At 38.5% G+C, this 20,901-nt stretch carries 19 protein-coding genes and 1 other annotated feature; of the genes, 9 read left to right on the top strand and 10 right to left on the bottom strand.

What is annotated here, in order from left to right; translation table 11 throughout:
• Positions 1-69 precede the first annotated feature (69 nt).
• The 4 genes from proS to BAU15_RS14295 form a co-directional block, all read right to left on the bottom strand.
• Positions 70-1,509 carry a proline--tRNA ligase gene (gene proS / locus BAU15_RS14310; RefSeq protein ID WP_161843404.1) on the bottom strand — a complete coding sequence of 480 codons (1,440 nt, stop codon included), beginning with the start codon at positions 1,507-1,509 and terminating at the stop codon, positions 70-72.
• A 40-nt stretch (positions 1,510-1,549) separates the two neighbouring features.
• Positions 1,550-1,757 (bottom strand) — a binding site (T-box leader).
• A gap of 148 nt (positions 1,758-1,905) precedes the next feature.
• Complete coding sequence (locus tag BAU15_RS14305; protein WP_086275065.1) at positions 1,906-2,106, bottom strand: cold-shock protein; 201 nt, start codon at positions 2,104-2,106, stop codon at positions 1,906-1,908.
• A 563-nt stretch (positions 2,107-2,669) separates the two neighbouring features.
• On the bottom strand, positions 2,670-3,767 hold the full coding sequence (locus tag BAU15_RS14300) for a baeRF6 domain-containing protein (RefSeq protein ID WP_161843403.1): 1,098 nt from the start codon (positions 3,765-3,767) through the stop codon (positions 2,670-2,672).
• Positions 3,768-4,213: 446 nt separating this feature from the next.
• Positions 4,214-4,477, bottom strand: coding sequence for a Na+-transporting malonate decarboxylase, carboxybiotin decarboxylase subunit, madB (locus BAU15_RS14295; protein ID WP_161843402.1), 264 nt, complete (start codon positions 4,475-4,477; stop codon positions 4,214-4,216).
• A 225-nt stretch (positions 4,478-4,702) separates the two neighbouring features.
• Here BAU15_RS14295 and BAU15_RS14290 point away from each other — a divergent pair, with 225 nt between their 5' ends.
• From BAU15_RS14290 to BAU15_RS15875, 4 genes are all read left to right on the top strand, one after another.
• A complete protein-coding gene (locus tag BAU15_RS14290) occupies positions 4,703-4,870 on the top strand; it encodes a hypothetical protein (RefSeq protein WP_161843401.1) in 168 nt (55 codons plus the stop codon).
• Positions 4,871-4,975: 105 nt separating this feature from the next.
• Entirely contained in the window at positions 4,976-5,488 is a 513-nt protein-coding gene (locus tag BAU15_RS14285) for an isochorismatase family protein (protein ID WP_161843400.1), read from the top strand.
• Between the two features lie 111 nt (positions 5,489-5,599).
• A complete protein-coding gene (locus BAU15_RS14280; protein WP_161843399.1) occupies positions 5,600-6,151 on the top strand; it encodes a GNAT family N-acetyltransferase in 552 nt (183 codons plus the stop codon).
• A 360-nt stretch (positions 6,152-6,511) separates the two neighbouring features.
• The gene (locus tag BAU15_RS15875) at positions 6,512-6,646 is read left to right on the top strand and encodes a hypothetical protein (RefSeq protein ID WP_272927919.1); all 135 of its coding nucleotides are present in this window, start codon (positions 6,512-6,514) and stop codon (positions 6,644-6,646) included.
• A 259-nt stretch (positions 6,647-6,905) separates the two neighbouring features.
• Here the strand turns inward: BAU15_RS15875 and BAU15_RS14275 are convergent, their stop codons facing one another.
• Positions 6,906-7,769 (bottom strand): phytoene/squalene synthase family protein, encoded by an 864-nt coding sequence (locus tag BAU15_RS14275; RefSeq protein ID WP_161843398.1) that lies wholly within the window; start codon positions 7,767-7,769, stop codon positions 6,906-6,908.
• Positions 7,766-9,265 (bottom strand): phytoene desaturase family protein, encoded by a 1,500-nt coding sequence (locus BAU15_RS14270; RefSeq protein ID WP_202622747.1) that lies wholly within the window; start codon positions 9,263-9,265, stop codon positions 7,766-7,768. Before BAU15_RS14270 ends, BAU15_RS14275 begins: the two co-directional genes overlap by 4 nt.
• Before the next feature lie 630 nt (positions 9,266-9,895).
• On the opposite strand from BAU15_RS14270, the gene BAU15_RS14265 reads away from it, so the two are divergent.
• Entirely contained in the window at positions 9,896-11,248 is a 1,353-nt protein-coding gene (locus BAU15_RS14265; RefSeq protein WP_161843396.1) for a serine hydrolase, read from the top strand.
• A gap of 199 nt (positions 11,249-11,447) precedes the next feature.
• A complete protein-coding gene (locus BAU15_RS14260; protein ID WP_161843395.1) occupies positions 11,448-12,650 on the top strand; it encodes a YdcF family protein in 1,203 nt (400 codons plus the stop codon).
• 104 nt (positions 12,651-12,754) lie between these two features.
• On the opposite strand, the gene BAU15_RS14255 is transcribed toward BAU15_RS14260, so the two are convergent.
• The 3 genes from BAU15_RS14255 to BAU15_RS14245 all read right to left on the bottom strand — a co-directional run bounded on the left by BAU15_RS14255 (position 12,755) and on the right by BAU15_RS14245 (position 15,604).
• The gene (locus tag BAU15_RS14255) at positions 12,755-13,987 is read right to left on the bottom strand and encodes a voltage-gated chloride channel family protein (protein ID WP_420022130.1); all 1,233 of its coding nucleotides are present in this window, start codon (positions 13,985-13,987) and stop codon (positions 12,755-12,757) included.
• A 228-nt stretch (positions 13,988-14,215) separates the two neighbouring features.
• Complete coding sequence (locus tag BAU15_RS14250; protein WP_161843394.1) at positions 14,216-14,704, bottom strand: HD domain-containing protein; 489 nt, start codon at positions 14,702-14,704, stop codon at positions 14,216-14,218.
• 135 nt (positions 14,705-14,839) lie between these two features.
• The gene (locus BAU15_RS14245; RefSeq protein ID WP_161843393.1) at positions 14,840-15,604 is read right to left on the bottom strand and encodes a TrmH family RNA methyltransferase; all 765 of its coding nucleotides are present in this window, start codon (positions 15,602-15,604) and stop codon (positions 14,840-14,842) included.
• A 168-nt stretch (positions 15,605-15,772) separates the two neighbouring features.
• Here BAU15_RS14245 and BAU15_RS14240 point away from each other — a divergent pair, with 168 nt between their 5' ends.
• The 3 genes from BAU15_RS14240 to BAU15_RS14230 all read left to right on the top strand — a co-directional run bounded on the left by BAU15_RS14240 (position 15,773) and on the right by BAU15_RS14230 (position 18,702).
• Positions 15,773-16,051, top strand: coding sequence for an acylphosphatase (locus BAU15_RS14240; RefSeq protein WP_161843392.1), 279 nt, complete (start codon positions 15,773-15,775; stop codon positions 16,049-16,051).
• 136 nt (positions 16,052-16,187) lie between these two features.
• Positions 16,188-17,129, top strand: coding sequence for a membrane protein insertase YidC (gene yidC, locus BAU15_RS14235; RefSeq protein ID WP_161843391.1), 942 nt, complete (start codon positions 16,188-16,190; stop codon positions 17,127-17,129).
• Between the two features lie 631 nt (positions 17,130-17,760).
• Positions 17,761-18,702 (top strand): AEC family transporter, encoded by a 942-nt coding sequence (locus tag BAU15_RS14230; RefSeq protein WP_161843390.1) that lies wholly within the window; start codon positions 17,761-17,763, stop codon positions 18,700-18,702.
• Between the two features lie 114 nt (positions 18,703-18,816).
• Here the strand turns inward: BAU15_RS14230 and glyS are convergent, their stop codons facing one another.
• Positions 18,817-20,901 (bottom strand): glycine--tRNA ligase subunit beta, encoded by a 2,085-nt coding sequence (glyS, locus tag BAU15_RS14225; RefSeq protein WP_161843389.1) that lies wholly within the window; start codon positions 20,899-20,901, stop codon positions 18,817-18,819.

Genomic DNA, 20,901 nt, shown 5'->3' with positions numbered 1-20,901 from the left:
CCCATGCAAGGCGCACCTAAAAAAGTGTTAGCACCGTTATTCGGGTGCTAACACTTTTTGGTTCTATTTTTAGTAAGCTCTAGCAATCCAAACAGTATGTTTGGCTGGTTTGCCACTGACTAAATCAACTGTTTTCTCAACAGGTGCTTCAAACGGAATATTTCTAGTAGTGAAGCCTGTTTCTTCTTTGATTTGTTTCTCAGTTTCTTCGCTGCCATCCCAACCAATCAAGACGAAGCCAGGTGTTTTGTTCGCTTGTTTTGACGTTTCGATATGGGCTTTTAATTCATCTAATGTTTCGATATCAAGATGTTCATTTTCTTGATTGCGTAGACGCGCATTCTCCAATAGACGTGTTTGCATCGTGTCTAATTCTTTGGCAAGTGTTGCTTCAAGATCGTCGAATGAAACTGCTTGTTTTTCATCTAAATCGCGAACTTTAATCATGACTTGACTGTTTTCTAAATCACGTGGGCCACATTCAACACGGATAGCTGCCCCTTTAAGTTCCCATTCATTAAATTTAAATCCAACAGAGTTGTCAGTATCGTCGATACGTACACGGTAGCCTTGTTCTGCTAGTGTTGCTTTTAATTCAGTTAATTTTTCTAAGATAGCTGGGTTCTTTTTCCAAGGACCAACAGGAATTAAAACGATCTGCGTTGGCGCAATTTTTGGAGGCAAGATAAGGCCTTGTTCATCGCCATGGACCATGATTAATGAGCCAATCAAACGAGTAGAAATTCCCCAAGAAGTTGTATGGGCATGGACGTGTTTGTTTTCACGGTTAAGATAACGAATATCAAAGGCTTCCGCAAATTTCGTACCCATATAATGAGAAGTACCTGCTTGGACAGCCTTCCCATCCTTCATCATCGCCTCTACTGAATACGTATCAACGGCTCCAGCAAAGCGTTCTGAAGGAGTTTTTTGACCACGATACACTGGAATTGCTAAGAAATTTTCGATTAAGTCAGCATAAGCTTCTAAAACTTTTTCAGTCCGCACACGGGCGTCTTCTTCATTCTCGTGAGCTGTATGCCCTTCTTGCCATAAAAATTCTGAAGTTCGTAAGAATGGCAAGGTCTTTTTCTCCCAACGGAAAACATTCGCCCATTGGTTAATTTCGTAAGGCAGGTCACGATATGAGTTAATCCATTCGCTAAATGCTGAACCAATCATCGTTTCAGAGGTTGGACGCAGTGCTAGAGGTTCTTCTAATTTTTCAGTACCGACTTCCGTCACCCAAGGTAATTCAGGTGCGAAGCCTTCAATATGATCTTCTTCCTTTTGGAAAAAGCTTTGCGGGATTAGCATAGGGAAATAAGCATTACGAATGCCTTCAGCACGTAAAAATTTGTTGAATTCTTCTTGGATGTGCTCCCATAATTCATAGCCATCTGGTTTAAAGATAATACAGCCTCGAACAGGTGAATAAGCCATTAAATCAGCCTTTTGGATTGTTTGTAAATACCATTTTGAAAAATCTTCTGTTTGTAAGTTTGTCATTTTTTCTCCTCCTAAAAAAATAAAAAAATCGCCTCGTCCATGTAAGGACGAAACGATTGAATTTCGCGGTACCACCTTGCTTGGCTATTGATTTAATAGCCCAACTTGAGCCCGATAACGATGGGAATCGTGCTGCTTTCACAGCAAATTAAGTTTAGTAGGTTCCTTATCTAAGGGGGTATCAATCTCTCAGCCGCGGATTGACTCTCTCAAACCATTAAAAATAAGTACTAATCTAAAACTATTCTTCTTCATGATAAAAGTTTCATCAGAATAATGCAAGGAAATTTTGTTAATTCTGGAAATTTGCTTAGTTCAATCTTGGGCTAGTCTGTCACAGACTACAAAAAAAACTTCTGACAACGAATTGTCAGAAGTCTGAAGTCTACAAGTTAATTAAGCTTTGTTAACGTTAGTAGCTTGAGGGCCACGTTGACCATCTTCGATATCAAAAGTTACTGCTTGGCCTTCTTCTAAAGTTTTGAAGCCGTCTCCTTGGATAGCTGAAAAGTGAACGAATACATCGTTTCCGTTTTCTGCAGTGATGAAGCCAAAACCTTTGTCTGAGTTAAACCATTTTACTGTACCTGTTTCCATAATAAAAATCCTCCTTGTGTTGAACACATATTTTGCAATTACTTGAAGGGTGAATGTGGAAGATGTTTATTATGAAACAAACTACCATATATTACCGAACAAAAACTACACTACTATTATAGCACAGATTAAAAATGTGGGCTAGCCTTTTCTTGGAATAATTTATAGAATTAAGGAATTATTAAGCTTGAAAGTAAGCGATAGCAACCGAACGTTTTATCTGTTATACTAACAAAGTATTAAGAAATTAGATGTGAAAGTCCTTTTGCTTCGTTTTGATAGCAGTCTACTCCGAAGGCGCGGTCATGGAACCGCATAGATTTAAAAGAGGAATGGGTTTAAATTGTGTAGATGAGAAACGAAATTGCTTCTCGTTGACCTTGTAAAAGTGACTAATAGTTAAGATGAAAATCCCAGTCTACGTATAATGAAGGTCGTTATATCAGACTAGAAAAATATTTAATACTTAATTAAAGAGCCTAACCGAGGAATCGGTTAGGCTCTTGTCCATTTATCTAATGAAAAGGATTACTTGTTGATTCAACTACCCTGCTCTGTTTTGATTAGTAGCGAAGAATACCTAGTAGACTTTTTTCGTCAGGCGCATCTTTTTGATCCAAGACAAAGACTTGGCCACTATTTTGTAAAACATCATCGGCTAGCGTATTTAAGACCTGTCGCCGATCATATTCGGTTTCAGGATCTTCGCCAAAGCCATCCGCTAAATTGGAAGTAGCAATAAAGGCATGGGATAGCTTCCCATCTTTAGCAGCTGGAACTAAGTCAACCAGTGAATCAAGAAACTTCTTGTTCATTAAAGGTTCATAGCTAGCTATTTCTTTTTTAGTCAACTCACTATTTATCTTCTCAACGGCTGTCTGAATTTCTGTGGTAGTCAGTTGTGAAGGTGAGGCTGAAATAGCAATGTCTGATTGGTAATAAGGATTTTTTGCCACTTTTTTGAAGAGCGTTTGATTTTCAGGGAGAGCATAGAGATAGATTGGTAGATTTCCCGCATTTTCGAAAGAATCTTTGAAAAACGTGTCGACTGCTTGATAATAATTCAACCAATCAATCTCAACTTCTTCATCTTTCGTATTAATGCCATGAACCGCTTGTCCATCCTTCCCTGAGGTACTACCTGTATTCGTCAATTCATCCCCTAGCGCGGTGACTAGATCGACCGGGGCATCTTCAGGTAATGAAACGGCGTTAATTTGCTTATTATCGACATGATACAACTTGATACTGTCGCGGTTTAAGCCAAGCAAATAATAGGAATAGTTAAATTGTGCGTTCTTGATAATCGCCAAAATATAAGGCGTATCGCTAACATAATATTGATCATCCACCCGAATAGATAGGCGATGAATGTACGTTTCTTGTTCGGTTAAAATGATGGCGACACTTGTTGCGTTCGTCCGCCAAAATTCTTTACTTGATAATAGAGCGTCAATTTTTTCTTGAAAAGCGAGCCAGTCGTGTCCAACGTATTTTTTCTCAAAGCGTCTTTTTGCTTCTTTAGCAAAATTTTTCAACTTGATCTGATCCTTTTCTACTTCTTGGTGCGCCACATGAGTGTTCAACATGATTGTGACAAAAGGGCCAGTCGCATCTGCAGCAGTCAATTGAGACAATAATTTTTTACCGATTTCCGTCATAAAATGAACGCCTCCTAAATTGAAAATCTCTTTACAATTCCAAGTGTACCACACTAAAAAAATTCCATACAATAATACGAGTTGCAAAAATAGATACATAGCTAGAAAAAATCATGAGCTTTTTCTCATAAAAAATTTAGGAATTCACTAGCAGATATTCATGATTCATCTATTCCCCTGCTGTATAATAAGCGTATGCCAATTATCCCGAATTGGTTTTTCATACTTACTCCTACCAAAGAGTAAATAACAACCTTCATTTCCACCATGGCGACGGTCGTGGTGGTTTTTTTTGCTTTTTTTCGCAATAAAGGTCCACATTGATTCCCTATCCTCTTGTACCTGATAGTTTAAATAATAAAATAGAAAAAAATAAAGGATCGGCTAGCCGTCCCTTATTTTTGTCCTAAAATCACAGAATTGCGATTAATTATCTTGCTATATGATCAGGCTTTGCTTTTTTTGCCCATAAGAAATACGCAGGTTAACAAACCAATCAATAGGAAAAGACCTGCAGACAATAAACTGCCTTTTGAAGCCATTGTTACGACAATTGTGGCAAATAAACTAATAATTGTTAGCATTATGCCAGATTTTTGGATCGTTGTCAGTTTTTGAAACTCTCCTCTAAAACCGATTGCTAATAATAATGAACCAGCAAATGAAATAAGTCCAAAAACAATGTGTAAAATAACGAATGTTGTAGCCATGAATTACACCTCCTTCGTTGAATACTATACTGTAGGAATAGGAATGACACAATTAATGAGCTTGTGAAAATACCTCTCAAAAGATAACAGACTATCAAGGCGATTTCCGTGTATTAGCTAAGCTTGAAGCAGTAAAACCTACTAATTTATCCATCTTAAGTCCGATTGTTTGCTGCTGAAAAACTGCTAAAGTTAGTTAAAAGATTATTCGAGGAGGAACTCACAATGTTTATACTAAAATTTTTATTAATCATGGTGCTAATTTTTACTCTCTATTCATTTCAGAGAAACTTTCGAGAACTTTATGCTGTTTTAGAAACTAAAAATCGTCTACTCAGAGTGGCACAGTCTGCGGTAGGTTCTGTTATTGGAATTATTGTGGATGGTATTTGATCATCCAAAAAATCTATAGTTGCACTTATTAGGCGGATGAATCGCTCGCAAATCGCTGCTTATTTCATGCTATAATAGGCTAACTTATTGATGAGGAGAATGCTTATGAAAACTATCGGAGATGCTTTATTGGTGATTGATTTACAAAACGGCGTATGCTATACGGAGGATCAGATTATCCATGAATTGCCACAGGTAGTAACCAAAGTAAATCAGCGGATTACCGACTATTTAAATGATGAGCGGCCGATTATTTTTATTCGTCATTCTGATGAAGAACTCATTGCCGGCTCAGAGGATTGGGCAATCATTCCACAAATAAAAACCATCGGAGCGAATGTTCATTTTATCGAAAAAACCCATGCTAATTCTTTTTATCAGACAGGATTAAAAGAATTATTGGATCAATTAGCAGTCTCAACACTTGAAATTTGTGGCGCGCAATCACAATATTGTGTGGATACCACAGTGAAGTTTGCTCATGGCTTAGGCTACCAACTCTTGATGACACATGGCACGACAACGACTTACGATACCCAGTATATGACTGCTGAACAGACTTGCGAATTTTATGAATCAATTTGGAATCGCCGCTTTGTGACCTTTATCGATGAATAGACGGTGGTTAAAAAAGACCATAGTGTATAGATGTGCTCTTCTATCCATTTGCTCTTGTGTTCTCTCTGGATGTTTGTTAAGATTTTCATTAAAATGAAATGAGGGGTTACTATGGATTATCGTGTTCGATTAGTTGTAGATGAACAAGTCAGTCTGATACATCCCACAATGTCTATGGCAGAGGATATTTTTCGGATTGTGGATACCAATCGGGAACATTTGCGTCCTTACTTAGATTTTGTGGATGCTACACAATCAGTTACGGATGAGGAAAACTATTTTAAACTGAAGTTGACAGGTGAAGCAAATGGCACGGATCGGTTATTTCTGATTGAATATGAAGGAACCATTGTCGGCAATATTGATCTGCATTTTATAAGCGCACTGCATCAGCGCGCAGAAATCGGTTATATGCTGGGGAAAGAGTATACCAAAAAAGGTATCATGACTCGATCTGTCAAAAAGATCTGTGCCTTGGCCTTTGAAGAGATGGGACTGAATAAATTATCGATTGTAGCGGATGTCGAAAATCAGCCAAGTAACCAAGTAGCCCTTTCTTGTGGTTTTACCTTTGTTGGCGTGGATCGACAAGATACGAATATGTATGGAGAATTGCGTGATATGAATCGCTATGCGTTATTAAAAGAAGAGTTTAATCAGTAAAAAAAAACGAAAACTGGAGCCAAATAAGCGCCAGTTTTTTTATCGCTCTTTTACCTTTTTCTTGAAATTCTTTTGAGTGTTTTATGCTGTAATCATGAAAAAAGATTGGAAGAATTCTGGAAAAACAAGGAATATATCAAGCGTTTTCAAAAGTCGCAGAATCTTCACAAATGCTTACAGATTTCTACAACCTTTTTTATGTAAAAATTTAGGTTTATCCTGTATACTAAATGTATTAGGTGGATGAACAAGGATGTTCCGTTCGTAGGATATGAAATCGGATGATTTCCTCTTCTTCACAAGGTGTAGGTTCGACTCCTACCTTCCACGTTAGAAACTATGAGAGGCGGAGAATTATATATGGTCAATATATTAATGGTTGTAAGTTTAGTCATGTTAACAGGAATATCTTTATACGGACTTAATAATTATATGCAAAAAGAGAGTCAAGCAATACGTGTGCCAGAAAAAGCTAAACGTGATCGTCTTCCCTAAGGCGGTCTTTTTTTTTGGAGTTTTACGATAAAGACTATTCTATAGTTTGAATAAAAAAAGTACTAAGAAAGAACTGTTTTTTGGTTTTTGAAGCCATGGATGAAACAACATAAAGGGCCCATGAAGATAAATTACACTCTTCATGGGCCACTTTGTACTTTGGAAAGTAAGTATTTAGAAGCTCAGCAAGACCAAAAATTTAGTCTAATTTATAGATGGCCTAACCTAATTATGTTCAATCAGCTTTCTAACTACTCTACTAATCGACTGAACTTCTATACTCATTCAAAATTAGCAGCATGTCCTTTTTTGAGACCTTATTCTTCTTAATAAGAAAACTATAATGATCTTTCCTTATCACATTCAGTATTTCCGAATATACCTTGCTAGCTATGATTAATTGTTTCTGACAATCTTTATCAAATAAAAATAGGTCTTCGTAAAAAAGTTGATAGTAGTGTTCAGCTTCTTTTGCCAAATATTCCCAAAGAGAAATGAGCTCTGCCGTAATCACTTTTTGCTTAATCATCTCTTCTGTCACACTATATTTGCTCATCAATTCTTTTGGAAGATAAATTCTATTATACGAATGATAATCCTCGCCAATATCCCTCAATATATTGGTAATTTGCATAGCAAACCCCAAATTAATCGCGGTCTCTTCTAGTTTCTGATGATTTTTTTGAGCAACGATTGGGAGCAACATAAGTCCTACCGAGGAAGCCACCATATAAGAATAATCTAACATATCACGCATGGTTTCAGGCTGTTCAAAATTAATATCTAAGTTCTGCCCTTTCAATTGAATGCGAAAAGCGTCATTATTCATTTCATATTTAGAATAGACGTCATTTAAACAGGTCCAGACAGGCCCGCGCGGAATATCGCCATTAAAAAAGTCTTCAAGAGATTGAGCTAGTTCCGTGATATTTTTAGATTTATCTTTCTGATTCTCTTCGTTGTCTACCAGATCATCGGCCATTCGACAAAACGCATAGATCGCATAAACTGCTCTGTTTTTCGGGAAAGGTAAGGTAGAAAATGCTGTATAAAAGCTTTTTGAATTTTTTTTAATAACTGATTCACAATAACTATAGTCAGCTTCTAAAAGTTGTTTCTTCAATTTTTGCCCTCATCTTCCAATAAAGAGTTCGCCGCCAATAGCCCAGAAGAAATCGTAATAGGCACCCCCGCACCAGGGTGTGTACTACTCCCAGAAAAATACAAGCCCTCACAATTTAAGGCTTTGCTTTGTGGTCGAAGATGGTTACTTTGTTTTAAAATAGGTTGCAAACCAAAACAGGCGCCATTATATGCATTAAATTGTCCTTCAAATTCTTTGGGTGTAAAGACCCGTTCTACTTCAATATCCGTAAATATAGTACCAAAACTAGGATGTTTTGCTAATTTAGTCAAGACGGTCTCGCGATAGTAATCAACGGTCTCTTGATTCCACTCGTATTTCGAAATCGAAAGTTCAGATACGGGAATTAAAATATATAATCCATCTTTACCCTCAGGAGCCATAGTCTCATCTATCTGAGAAGCACTATACACATAAAAAGAAGGATCTTTAATTTTATCTCCTTCAAATATTTCATGTAAATTCCTATCCAAGTCATCGGCTATAACAAAATTATGCACACTTATATCTGAGTATTTTCGCTTTGTACCTAAATAAAAAACCAAACAGGAACAAGAATATTTTAAACGATTTATTTTAGCATCCGTATATTTCCCTTTTACTTTCTCATCTTTTACCAAATTTTTTACAGCATAAGGAAAATCAGCGTTTGTGATCACAAAATCAGCTTCATATGTCTGCTCTTTAATTCGGACGCCTTGTACTTTTGACTCTGCCATCGTAATTTCATCCACGGGAGTATTGTAATGGATCTTCCCACCTAATTCTTCAAACACCCGTGCCATTCCTTTTGCCATACTATGCATGCCACCTTTTAAATAAAAGACACCATACAATAATTCGATCATAGGAATGATTGTATACAGTGATGGACCATTATAAGGTGAAACACCGATGTACAGCGTTTGAAAAGATAACATTTGGGCGATATATTTATTTTTCACATACTTATTTATGGAAGCAGAAGCATTATTAAACGTTCTTAATCTGAGCGCTTGTAAAATCGTATTGGCATTATAAAAATCACTTTTCTTATTAAAAGACTTCAAAATGAAGTGTTCTTTTGCTATGTTATAACGACCATAAATACTTTTTAGATAGTTTAAAAAGCCTTCTGTATCGCGGACACTAATTTTTTCAAGTGTGGGAATCAGCTTACTAAAGTCAGATGAGACATCGATCTTTTCAGACATGTCATCTTCATAGTAGACAGATATTGCAGGATCTAGCGGCAAAAGTTCTATGTAATCATTAGGATCTTTCCCAACATTCGTGTACACTTCACGAAAAATATCTGGCATCATCACAAGCGATGGCCCTGTGTCAAAAGTAAAGCCAGAAAATGTGAGCTGATTCATCTTTCCACCAGGCTTATCTAGTTTTTCAAATATTTCTACCTCATAACCTGCATGCTGTAATTTTATTGCTGCAGACAAGCCTCCCATACCGGCACCAATTACTAAAATTTTTTTCAAAACATTTCTCCTTTTCATTTTTTTTCAAACATGTCTATGTGAATTTTTAAAAATCAGGTTTCCATCAGTCTCAAATGCACTATCTCGTCTTATTTATCCTAAAAAAGTTTAAAAAATAAAGCTCTTTCTTACAAAAAGAAAGAGCTGACTATACATAAAATATAGAGGCTATGATATTAACTCTAGTACATGTTCAAATGCGACCACCTTAGCCTTTTAACACATAATTTTACGCTTGGCAGAATTAGTGTATGGGGCAAGATAATCTTCTCTAAGTGACTCATGAAAGGCAATCTATTTTTTTGCTTCATCAATCAATCTTGTATCATCTTTATATGTAAATATTCGACCTCTCTACATCTATAGTAACTTGAGTTCAGCATTAAAGCAAACCTTTCATTTTTACTGCTTTGGCTTTATTTGACAGTTTTTTACCTTCGTTACCTCCCTATAAGGACTCTGAATGCCTAAAATTTCATTTACTTTCAAGGGCGTTATTTTTATCGTTACTGTCATTCGCATACTTCTGATGGAAGTTAAATACATTATTAAGTTTTTCTAGGAATGATTGAAACCCTACGCACTCTCTGATACACTTTAGACCTAGAATTTTAATTAAGGAGCAAAGACATGCCTCGAAAAAAACGTACATTTCTTCTATTAATAACCAGTATTTTAGTCAGCTTCACGCCATTATTTACAGCAGTATCAGCTTTTGCTGAAGAAACTGCGCAAGAAACCACTCAGGAAGAAACGCAAACAACTAGCGAGACGTTTTCAGTTCGAGCAGCTGCCGCTTTTTCTGTCGATGTTGAGACGGGCAAGATTTTATATAATCAAGAGGGCGACACGCCTATGGGCATCGCCTCAGTGACGAAAATAATCAGCCTTTACCTTGTCTTAAATGAGATTAAGAAAGGCAATCTTTCATGGGAAGATACGGTCCCCATTTCAGACTATGTGGAAAATTTAAGTGTCACACCAGATCTATCAAATGTACCGTTGCATCAGGAAAGCACGTATACGGTCAGAGAGCTGTTCGAAGCTAGCTTAATTCAATCAGCGAATGCTGCGGTTGCTGCACTTGCAGAAAAAATTGCTGGCAGTGAACCTGAGTTTGTTGATTTGATGCGCAAGCAACTGAAGGATTGGGGGATTAAGGATGCCCAAGTAATCAACAGTTCAGGCCTTAACAACGCGTATCTAGGTGAGAATATCTATGAGGGAAGTTCGCCTACTGATGAAAATGAGCTCTCAGCTAAAGACGTAGCTATTGTTGCGCGTCATCTGATTATTGATTTTCCCGAAGTGTTAGAAGTGAGTAAAATTACCTCAAAAATGTTCGGTGAAGATACGCAATCCCCTGTTGAAATGGTCAACTGGAATTGGATGTTGCCAGGCTTCATTAATGCCAAAGAAGGCGTCGACGGCCTGAAGACTGGAACCACTGATTTGGCGGGTGCCTGCTTCGTTGGAACTATGACGAAAGAAGATCGTCGAATTATTACTGTGGTCTTAAATGCCACCGATCATGCAGTGAATCCAGCGGCTCGATTTGACGAGACAAGTAAATTAATGGATTATAGTTTTGATCAATGGACGCAAAAAGAAGTCGGTAAAGCGGGCGCTGCTATCCCCGACTTAACGGATGTTGCAGTGAAAGATGGAAAAGTAGAACGTGTTAAAGTTAGTTTAGCTGCTCCCGTAAATATGTGGATTCGTAGTGATATGGATACAAGCCAGTTAACGATTACACCGAAACTTGATAAAAAGCTAGTTAAAGATAATCAAGTGGAAGCGCCATTGAAAGAAGGCGATGTTATTGGAAAAGCCGAACTTTCTCTTGCCGCAGATACACTGGGATATATCGATAATAGCATCAAAGACGAGGCTGATATTAAGGTGGATAGCACCGTTGAAAAAGCAAATATTTTCGCCTTAGCTTGGCGTTCCGTTTCAAGTTTCTTTTCTAATTTGTTTTAGGTAGAAATGTTGGCCGCCTCCGCGATTAGCTAATTATTAGAGTAAGCAGTCTATGCTGACCTTTGTAGGGTTACTTACAAAGGTCAGCTTTTTTATTGTTCATTCCTTTGTTCAGACTCTTTTCAGGTCGAAATATTTTAATTTTGGTTACTGATTTTTTCAGCGAACTTCGGTATACTAAAACAAAGGAGTTGAGTCTATGGAAGTTTCAAGGTATGTAGTGGTTGCACTCATATACTTGATGGGTGTTTTAGGAATTCGATATTGGCGAAAGAGGCAAATGGACCCAGCTTATTTCTTTTATCTGATAGGTTGGTCTTCCCTTTATTTAGGCGTTTATGTGCTCTATTTGAGCATCTCTTATGAAAATTATTATATCGCCCTCCCCTTCGTCTGCTTAGGCCTTTTTTTATGTAGTTATTTCTATGAAAAACGGCGGCTGATCAATGGTTTATTCTTTAATTTATTTATTGTAAGTTTTGGCTTGTATCTGATTCTCTTAATGTTTCAAACGAGAGATCTCTACATTAGTGGATTATTGCTGTTGCTGATGATTCCCGCCGGCTTAATTTTTATTTTTGGCTTTTTCGCACTGATTCTATTTTTATACTGGAATGGCTGGGTGGTTCTTCGTAAAGAATCCCATGCCCTAGCGAACATGCTGACCTTATTTTTAGCAATCTTTTTAACAGGCGTCCTACTCTTCCAATTATTTGTTGTAGGAAACCTGCCTAACTGGTTGGCAATGCTGTACTTGCTTGTCCCAATTCTATTATTTTACCTCCTCTTTGTCCTTTATAATTTTCTGACTGTCTCGATTTTGTATCAATTTAATCGGCCGCGTTATCGCCAGGATTATCTGATTGTTTTGGGGGCAGGTTTAATTGATGGCGAACGGGTTACGCCCCTTCTGGCTAAACGGATCGATAAAGCTATCGCCTTTTACAAAGCACAGAGGCGCGCGACCATGAAGACACCAAAAATTATTATGTCGGGCGGACAAGGAAGTGATGAGAAGATTCCTGAAGCGATTGCCATGAAAAATTATGCTCTTTCAAAAGGCATTCCTGAAGAAGATATCTTAGTGGAAACGAATTCGACAACGACACTAGAAAATATGCGCTTTTCAAAAGAAATTATGGATGCGGCTTCCGAGAAACCGTATCATGCGCTCCTTACTTCGAATAATTATCATATTTTCCGGGCTGCTATTTATGCGCGTAAAGCAGGCTTAAAGATTGATGGATTAGGGGCAAAAACAGCTTTCTATTTCTTGCCAAATGCCTTTCTGCGAGAATTTGTTGCTATCCTTATGATGCACAAAAAACTCCATCTAGTCATTGTCAGCATGATAACGCTATTGATTGTCTTCTTTGCTGCGATACTTTTCTTTATTCCTTAGGCAAAAAAATGCCTACGCGAAAAAAACAGACTATCGTTGATCGACATCGCATCCAAAAAAACGCACAGAAAAAGGAAGTTTTCGTAACTTCCCTTTCTGTGCGTTTATTCTTGCTCTTTTTTGGTAGATGTTTGCAGGAGTCGGAGTGGTAAGAATAGCTCCCCTTTTTTCTTAGAAACTTGTTGTGAAGAATAAATACCACTGTTTCCAGAACACATAAAACTTACGAGACAAATCATAAAGAGGTAGACGCTAGCTTGACTACCGAATAACTCAATCCCCATGATAAAGCAAGCAATCGGTGTATTAGTTGCACCAGCAAAGACGCCGATAAACCCTAAGCCAGCAAGAAATGGCACGGATAAGCCAAAGACTTGGGCAAAGGTTGAACCAAAGGTCGCTCCAATCTCAAATAGAGGGGTAACTTCTCCTCCTTGATAGCCAGCACCGAGTGAAAGCACGGTAAAGAACAGTTTCCCGACAAAATCAAAAAAATGGGCATCGCCGGCAAACGCATCTGTCAGGAGTGGCAGACTAAGGCCTAAATAGCGTTGATTACTTAAAATAAGAGCGACAAGAACCACAACAGCCCCACCAATAAAATTCCGCAGGATGGGATTAGCAAACCAATTTGAATAAATCTTTTTGAGTCCTGCGATAGAGCGACTAAAGACCCAGCCAAGTAAACCAAATAAAATACCTGCTAAAAGTAATTGAGCGAATAAGAGCACTGTCCACGGCGGGATTTCGCCCATGTGATAGTGACTATGCTGCACACCATAGCTGTTTGTGACGAGATTTGCAAAAAATGCCGCAAAAAAGCTAGGAAATAAGGCCTCCGTTCGGACTTTTCCGATGGCGAGGACTTCTAATCCAAAGAGCGTGCCTGCTAGTGGTGTACCAAAAACTGAGCTAAAGCCGGCACTGATCCCACTGATAATCAGGATTTCTCTTTCAACTTTCCCTAATTTTACGAAACGCCCAAGGTTATCGGCTAAGGCACCACCCATTTGAACAGCGGTTCCCTCTCGACCAACAGAACCACCAAATAAATGAGTAGTTAAGGTGCCAAATAAAGTTAGCGGAATTAAGCGCAATGGAATTTTTTCCGTACCGCCATTTCCTTGTTCGATGACTAAATTATTTCCTCGGTGCGCATTTTTCCCGTAATACGTATAAAGTGCTGCAAAAACAGCTCCACTGACTGGTAATAGGTAAAGCAGCCATGGCTGAGCGAGGCGCAGATCGGTGACCCAGGTCAAACTAGTCAAGAAGAAAGCTGATAAACTGCCCATGAATAAGCCTAAGATGGCGGTTAAAATCAGCCATTTTACCATGTAGATAGGGATTTTCAATGCTTGTAAACTCTGTTTTTTTATTAGAAACCCTCCTCAATTAATGAAGCGGCTACGACTACAAAAGAGGTGCTGCGCGAGCCATTCATCAGGAATAAGTAGCGGAAAATTTAACAGCTTTCCCGCCAAATTCGTCTAAAAAAGAGTAACACAGAGCCCACTGATTTTCAAATACAAATCAGTGGGCTCTGTGCCTATTCAAACGCATATTTAGCCGAAAACACGATGCCATCTAGTTTTCATTCTCGCGGTTAAGGGTTCGGCGGCTTCTTTAATTGCGCAATATTTGTCGACCATTGTCACAATATAGCTTTCTTTATACTTAGGAGGTGCAATTGTTGCGCCCCACATATGTTTGATGATGATATCTCGCTCTAAGTCAGAGAGCGTGGTGATTTTCTCTGCATTTTTTGCTGCAATCCGTGGATGCATATAGGCATGCGAACCTTCGTCAAACTTGGTTGTGCGCCAATCATAATAAAATAAATCATGTAACAGGCCTGCACGAGCAGTTGCTCTGGCATCCCCGCCCCATTTTTTGGCTAACTTATAACTATTGTATGAGACGCTAATCGAATGCTCTAAGCGTGTCGAGTGGACATGTTGTTTGTAATTTGCTAACTTCTGAACGGCCTCATTGGCGAGTAAATCTTCTACATAGGTCATATATTCTGCATCATTCTGCCATTTTTCTGTCATATACGTTGATTGCCACCTTTTCTAATAGAACAAATTAAGATGTCCATAGTATAACATCGTGCTTCTAAAAATCCTAGGGTTTTTAGTAGTTGTTAACAAAGCTTAACAGTTCCTTAATATGAATCTGCCCTTTAACTAGACGGTTAGATGGAACATCAAAATTCCTGCAGCGATGCCGACATTTAGGGATTCTGCGTGTCCTTTTATAGGAATGTATAAGTTTTTATCGGTCAAATCTAAGAGTTCTTTTTCGACACCTTGTCCTTCATTTCCCATAATTAACGCAAAATTTTGACTGGCTGAAACGTCTTGATATGAGACGGCAAACTCATTTAATTCTGTACCATACACAGGAATCGTTTGTTCCTTAAATACGGAAATAGCGTCCTTTAGATTCATTGAGACGACGGGCAAATGAAAATGACTCCCCTGCATACTTCTGAGCGTTTTCGTACTATAGATATCGGCGGTTCCCTCACCTAAAATGATCCCAGAAAGGCCCGCTGCATCAGCAGTCCGAACCATCGTGCCGACATTACCAGGATCTTGCACATTGTCTAGGAGTAACCAAGCCCCTTGCCAGTCCGTAATTACGGCTTCTGCCATCGCCACGACCGCTAAAATCCCTTGAGGAGTGGGCAAATCTGAGATGCTTTTCATGACCTCATCACTGACTAATGAGACATCTGCGATCGCCTTAGCTTCTAGCCAAGCCCCCCACTGCTGGTATCCTCTTTGTGTGACCAAGACTTGTGTAAGGACGTTATTATATTTTACAGCTTCTTCGATTAGATGAAAGCCTTCCAACAGATACTGCTGACTTTCAACTCGATATTTTTTTTTGTGCAATTTTTTAATTTCTTTGATTGTTGTATTCTTAACTGATAAAATTTCGTTCAAAATTTTCACCTCGCTTCATTATACCATGTTTGAAATTTGCGTTTGAAATTTTTTTTAGTCTGAGTGGTCTAATTTTAAAAGTTTAGATTCCTCATTATTCATAAGTAATTGCTTGAAAAGAGCGAAAAAACTCGTTAAGATAAAAGGAAAGATAAAGGATGTGACGAGATGAAAAAGGTACGTATTAATGTCGACGGCCGGGTCCAAGGTGTTGGATTTCGCTATATGACGAAGATCGTTGCGGATAAGATTGGCATTAAAGGAACGGTCAAAAATGAGGACGATGGCTCTGTCACGATTGAAGCGATTGGTGACGAGGAGCAAATGGACTTGTTTATAAAAGCGGTCAAAGCTTCCCCTAGTCCCAGTGGTCGAGTCACTCAATTTAAGATGGACGAAGATGCGTCTATTGAAGAACGCAAACGGTTCGATGTCGTTTATTATTAGGAGATAAAAAGGGCAAGTTGCAAAAAAGTCGACAATTCGTCAAACAAACTTTGATTTTTCTGTGAATACAATTGAAAGCAAGCCGTTTTTCTAGTATAGTTATTTTTGTGTAAATTAAATGTAGAGGAAGAATTCAATGAATAAATGGAAAAATTGGTTGCTAGGATCTGGCTTAATTACAATCGCCCTCTTTTTATCTGGGTGTGTTCGGATGGACAAGAATGGAAATCCTGATACAAATGGGATAATTTATCGTATTTTGGTGAAACCGATGGGCGGTATGATTACTTATTTAGTCGAAAATTTCCATTGGGAATACGGCTGGGCGATTATCGTGTTGACGATTATTGTTCGTTTAATTATTTTGCCATTAGGGATTAATCAATCGAAAAAATCAATGGTTCAAGCAGAAAAAATGCAAATCTTGAAGCCTCAAGTTGATGCGGCTCAAGCAAAATTAAAAGCAGCAACTACGCGAGATGAACAAATGGCTGCACAAGCAGAAGTTCAAAATGTCTATAAAGAAAATGGCATGAGCATGACGGGTGGGATTGGTTGTTTACCCCTACTGATTCAGATGCCGATTTTCTCAGCGTTATACTTTACTGCGCGATATACAGAAGGCATTCAGTCGTCAACCTTCTTGAATGTGATCGACCTAGGCAAACCAAGCTTAGTCTTAGTTGCAATTGCCGGTGTCGCTTATCTAGTGCAAGGGTACATTTCAACAATTGGTATTCCGGAAGAACAGAAGAAAACAATGAGAACGATGTTGATTGTCTCTCCTTTAATGATTGTCTTTATGTCAATCAGCTCACCAGCGGGCGTTACGCTTTACTGGGTAGTCGGTGGGGTCTTCAGTTGTTTACAAACGTTTATCTCAAATGTCTTAATGAAACCAAAAATTAAAGCGCAAGTAGCCGAAGAATTTCGTTTGAACCCGCCGAAACAAGTCGTAACACCGATGAAAGATGTTACGCCTAAAAAAGCGGCTGGTAACAAAGGAAATAACACACCAAAAAATGCTAACGGATCTGGTAAAGGTCGTAATGCAGGCAAACAACAAAGAAATAAGTAATAAGTCTAAAACAGGCGACAAATTAGATAGAACAAGGAGTAGGATCTGATCCTGCTTCTTTTTTTTGCTCCAAAAACCGAACAGAAACGCAACTAGCCACAAGTTTGTAAAAAATGGCTAATTTGTCATCCATTAACTAATGAGAGTAAAGTGTATAAGAGTCGAGAACCTTGCAAGCTCGGGACTCTAAGCGCAGTTTTCACACAAACTATCTGAGGTAAGCTTACATTTCTCAGAAAATTACAGTCTTTAGTGCATTTTTCAAAGTTGTGGCTAGTTGCGGTGTTTTCACGTATTTTAACAGAGCCGAAAATAGCATGAATCCCTCAGTTAGTGGCTTTTTCCTTTTAAACAAGCCTTTTTACCTTAGATTTTACTCTTAAAAATACGCAACTAGCCACAAGTGGCTAGAAAATAGCTATTTTTTCGGCCTCTTTTCGTCCATAAATAACAGATTCAAAAATTTTAAAATACAACTAAGTTATGACATTTAATCAGTGAACTACTCCTTTTTTCTGAGAATATTTTCAGACAAAATATCGCCTGTTTTTCGTACGCGAGTTGCCTTCCTCATCTTCCTTTCTAGTTTTCCCTGTGGTACTCTAGAACTATTGGTAAAGGAGTGGTTGATTTGGTTGATGCATATCTTAATATATTTGTGATCTTTGTTTTGATGTTTATGGGTTATTGGCTGAGTGCCCGCCAGCTGTTTACAAATCATACGGCAGACGTTTTTTCAAAACTTGTTTTGACGATTGCCCTGCCCTGTAACATGTTTTTAAATATCACGAAAAACTTTTCTCGCGATGAATTTTTGGCGCTTTTTTCAGGCATGCTGATTCCATTGTGCTCGATTGTTGCTACGTTTATTATTAGCTCACTTTATGCAAAGTTTACGGGCGTTTCGGCGACTAGACGAGGCACGTTTATCACGATGTCGACGTTTTCTAACACGATTTTTATGGGCTTACCGATTAATTTAGCCATTTTTGGCGAGGTATCTGTCCCCTTCGTTTTGTTATATTACATCATTAATACCAGTCTATTCTGGACGGTTGGTGTCTATAAAATGGCTCAGGATAATCCTGAGAGTCAGCAAACGAAGATTAAAATTAATCCACTAGCTGCTCTTAAAAAAGTTTTTTCACCCGCCTTAATTGGCTTTATTATTGGGATCATTTGGGTTTTATTGTCGATCCCCGTTCCTAAGTTTTTAACCTCATTTACCGGTTACTTAGGAGATTTGACCACGCCACTCTCGATGTTTGCGATTGGTATTATCGTCTTTCAAATTGGTATCAAAAACTTACGAATGAATCGAGCAATTATGGGTGTCTTAATTGGTCGTTATCTGATTTCTCCTGCTATCGTCTGGCTCTTGGGTCAATGGATTCACGTTCCTGAGATGATGCTTCAGGTGTTTATTATTCAATCTGCGATGCCGATTCAAAATTCAGTGCCAATCCTGACTCGTTCTTATGGAGGCGATGTTGAATTTGCCGCGTCTAGTTTGGGCTATAGCGTCCTGCTTTATTTACTCTACATTCCGTTTTTACTCCATCTGATTCTGTAAGACCAACCTAGCATAGGACAATAAAAATACAGTCAAAAAAGCCAAGAGAATTTTTTCTCTTGGCTTTTTACTTGTATGCAGAGTGACTCAGAAATAGCTTCTGTCACACCCTTTTTATTTTGTAACCAATAAATCTAAGCTAGCTAACGATAAAGCCATTGAAGCGATTTGAGCGAGTTGTGCTAGACGATTGTTTTTGACTTGCTCGTCATCCACCATGACCATCGTTTGGTCAAAGTAAGCTTCAATCAATGGACGTAGAGAGATTAATGATTGGTAATTATCTGCCATTGTTTGCGTAGCAAAGTTTTCTGAAAGGACTTGAACGGCTTGATACAATTCTTTTTCCGCTTCATTTTCAAATAAGGCTGGATTTACCGCAGGCAATGCTGGCGCATCTGCTGCCTGTCCTTTTTTGGCTAAGTTAATGACACGAGTTAAAGCTTCCATTGACGGCTTAAAGTCAACATCGGCTAAGCGTTCGCGCAGGATTTTAGCGGAGCTGAATAGTTTAGTTAAGTTCTTTTGTTCTGCTGAAATGACAGCATCAATCACGTCATGACGGACCTGTTTTGTCGACAAGAATTGACGTAAACGAGCTTTTACAAAATCTAAAACTTCATTTTGTTGTGTTGGTAATTCTAGTCCGTAGGTTGCAACATCTTGATTGACTTGTTGGCCAATTTTTTCTTGTAAATCAACTAATGGGAAGGCCCATTGATTATTCTCAATAATCCGCACAATACCATAGGTTTGGCGACGCAAAGCATATGGATCATTCGAGCCACTTGGAATCATTCCAACAGCGAAGAATGACAGGACACTATCCAACTTATCGGCAATTGCTAGTACTGAACCAATCGCAGATTCAGGCAGTTCGCCTTCACTAGAGATGGGTAGATAATGCTCGCGGATAGCTTTTGCGACAGCTGGTGTTTCCCCTTGAAGTAAGGCATATTTTTCGCCCATAATCCCTTGTAATTCAGGGAATTCTCCTACCATATTTGTGACTAAATCAAACTTATAAATTTCTGATGCACGTTGTAAGTCTGCTAATTCGTCCTTCGATAACCCTACCGTTTCTCCAATGATTTGGGCAGAAACGCTGACACGTTGCATTTTCTCGAAGATGCTTCCGATTTTTTCATGGAAGGTGACATTTTTCAATTTTTGAACACATTGTTCGATAGTTAGTTTTTTATCTTCATTGAAGAAAAATTCTGCATCATCCAATCGAGCAGTTAAAACTTTTTCATTCCCTTTGACAACATTATCGATTTTTACAGCATCGCCATTCCGCGCAGCAATAAAATGAGGCAATAATATTCCTTCTTTATTGCGCACTTCAAAGTAACGTTGGTGCTCTTTCATAGAAGTTACTAAGACTTCTTCTGGTACAGAAAGATATTTTTCATCAAAACTGCCGACAAAGACCGTCGGATATTCCACGAGATTGTTAACCTCTTCTAATAAATCTTCATCCAATGCAAGAGACCAATTATTTTTTTGCGCTAATTCATTGGCTTGATCGATAATCATTTGTTTACGAACCGTTGGCGAAACAACCACGAATTCCGCATTCATTTTTTCCTCATACTCATCGGCATGTTGGAAAGTTACATCACTGCCTAAAAAACGATGCCCACGAGAAGTTCTATCTGTCTTAACGTCGAGGACGGTGAAAGGAATAACCTGATCATCAAGTAGTGCTGTTACCCAGTGAATCGGGCGGATATATTCAAAATCAAAGTTAGCCCAATGCATGGTAACAGGGAAAGTCAAACTTGTGATGACCTCTTTCAGACCAGCTAAAACGTCAATAGCGGCTTGGCCTTTTGTATGCTTTGTGACATAAACGTATTCTACGCCGTTCAATTCACGAAAAGTAATCGCATCTGTGGTGACGCCTTGGCCACGAACGAAGCCTTCCGCAGCTTTTGACCAGTTTCCTTGCTCATCTTGAGCAATTTTTTTGGCTGGGCCTTTGACTTCTTCTTGCGTATCTTCTTGGCGCTCAGGAATGTTTGTGATCTTTAATGCCAAGCGACGAGGTGTTGAAAAAGCTTCTACTGTTTCGTAACCTAGATGATTTTCTTCTAAAAACTTCACAGCTTTCTCTTGTAACTGCACCATACTAGGGGTCACAACATGAGCCGGCATTTCTTCTAAACCAATTTCTAATAATAGATTTTTTGCCAT

The organism is Candidatus Enterococcus huntleyi (assembly GCF_009933175.1).
GTDB lineage: Bacteria > Bacillota > Bacilli > Lactobacillales > Enterococcaceae > Enterococcus_K > Enterococcus_K huntleyi.
Note: the sequence above shows the minus strand (reverse complement) of the source record. Positions and strands in the feature narration are given on the sequence as shown.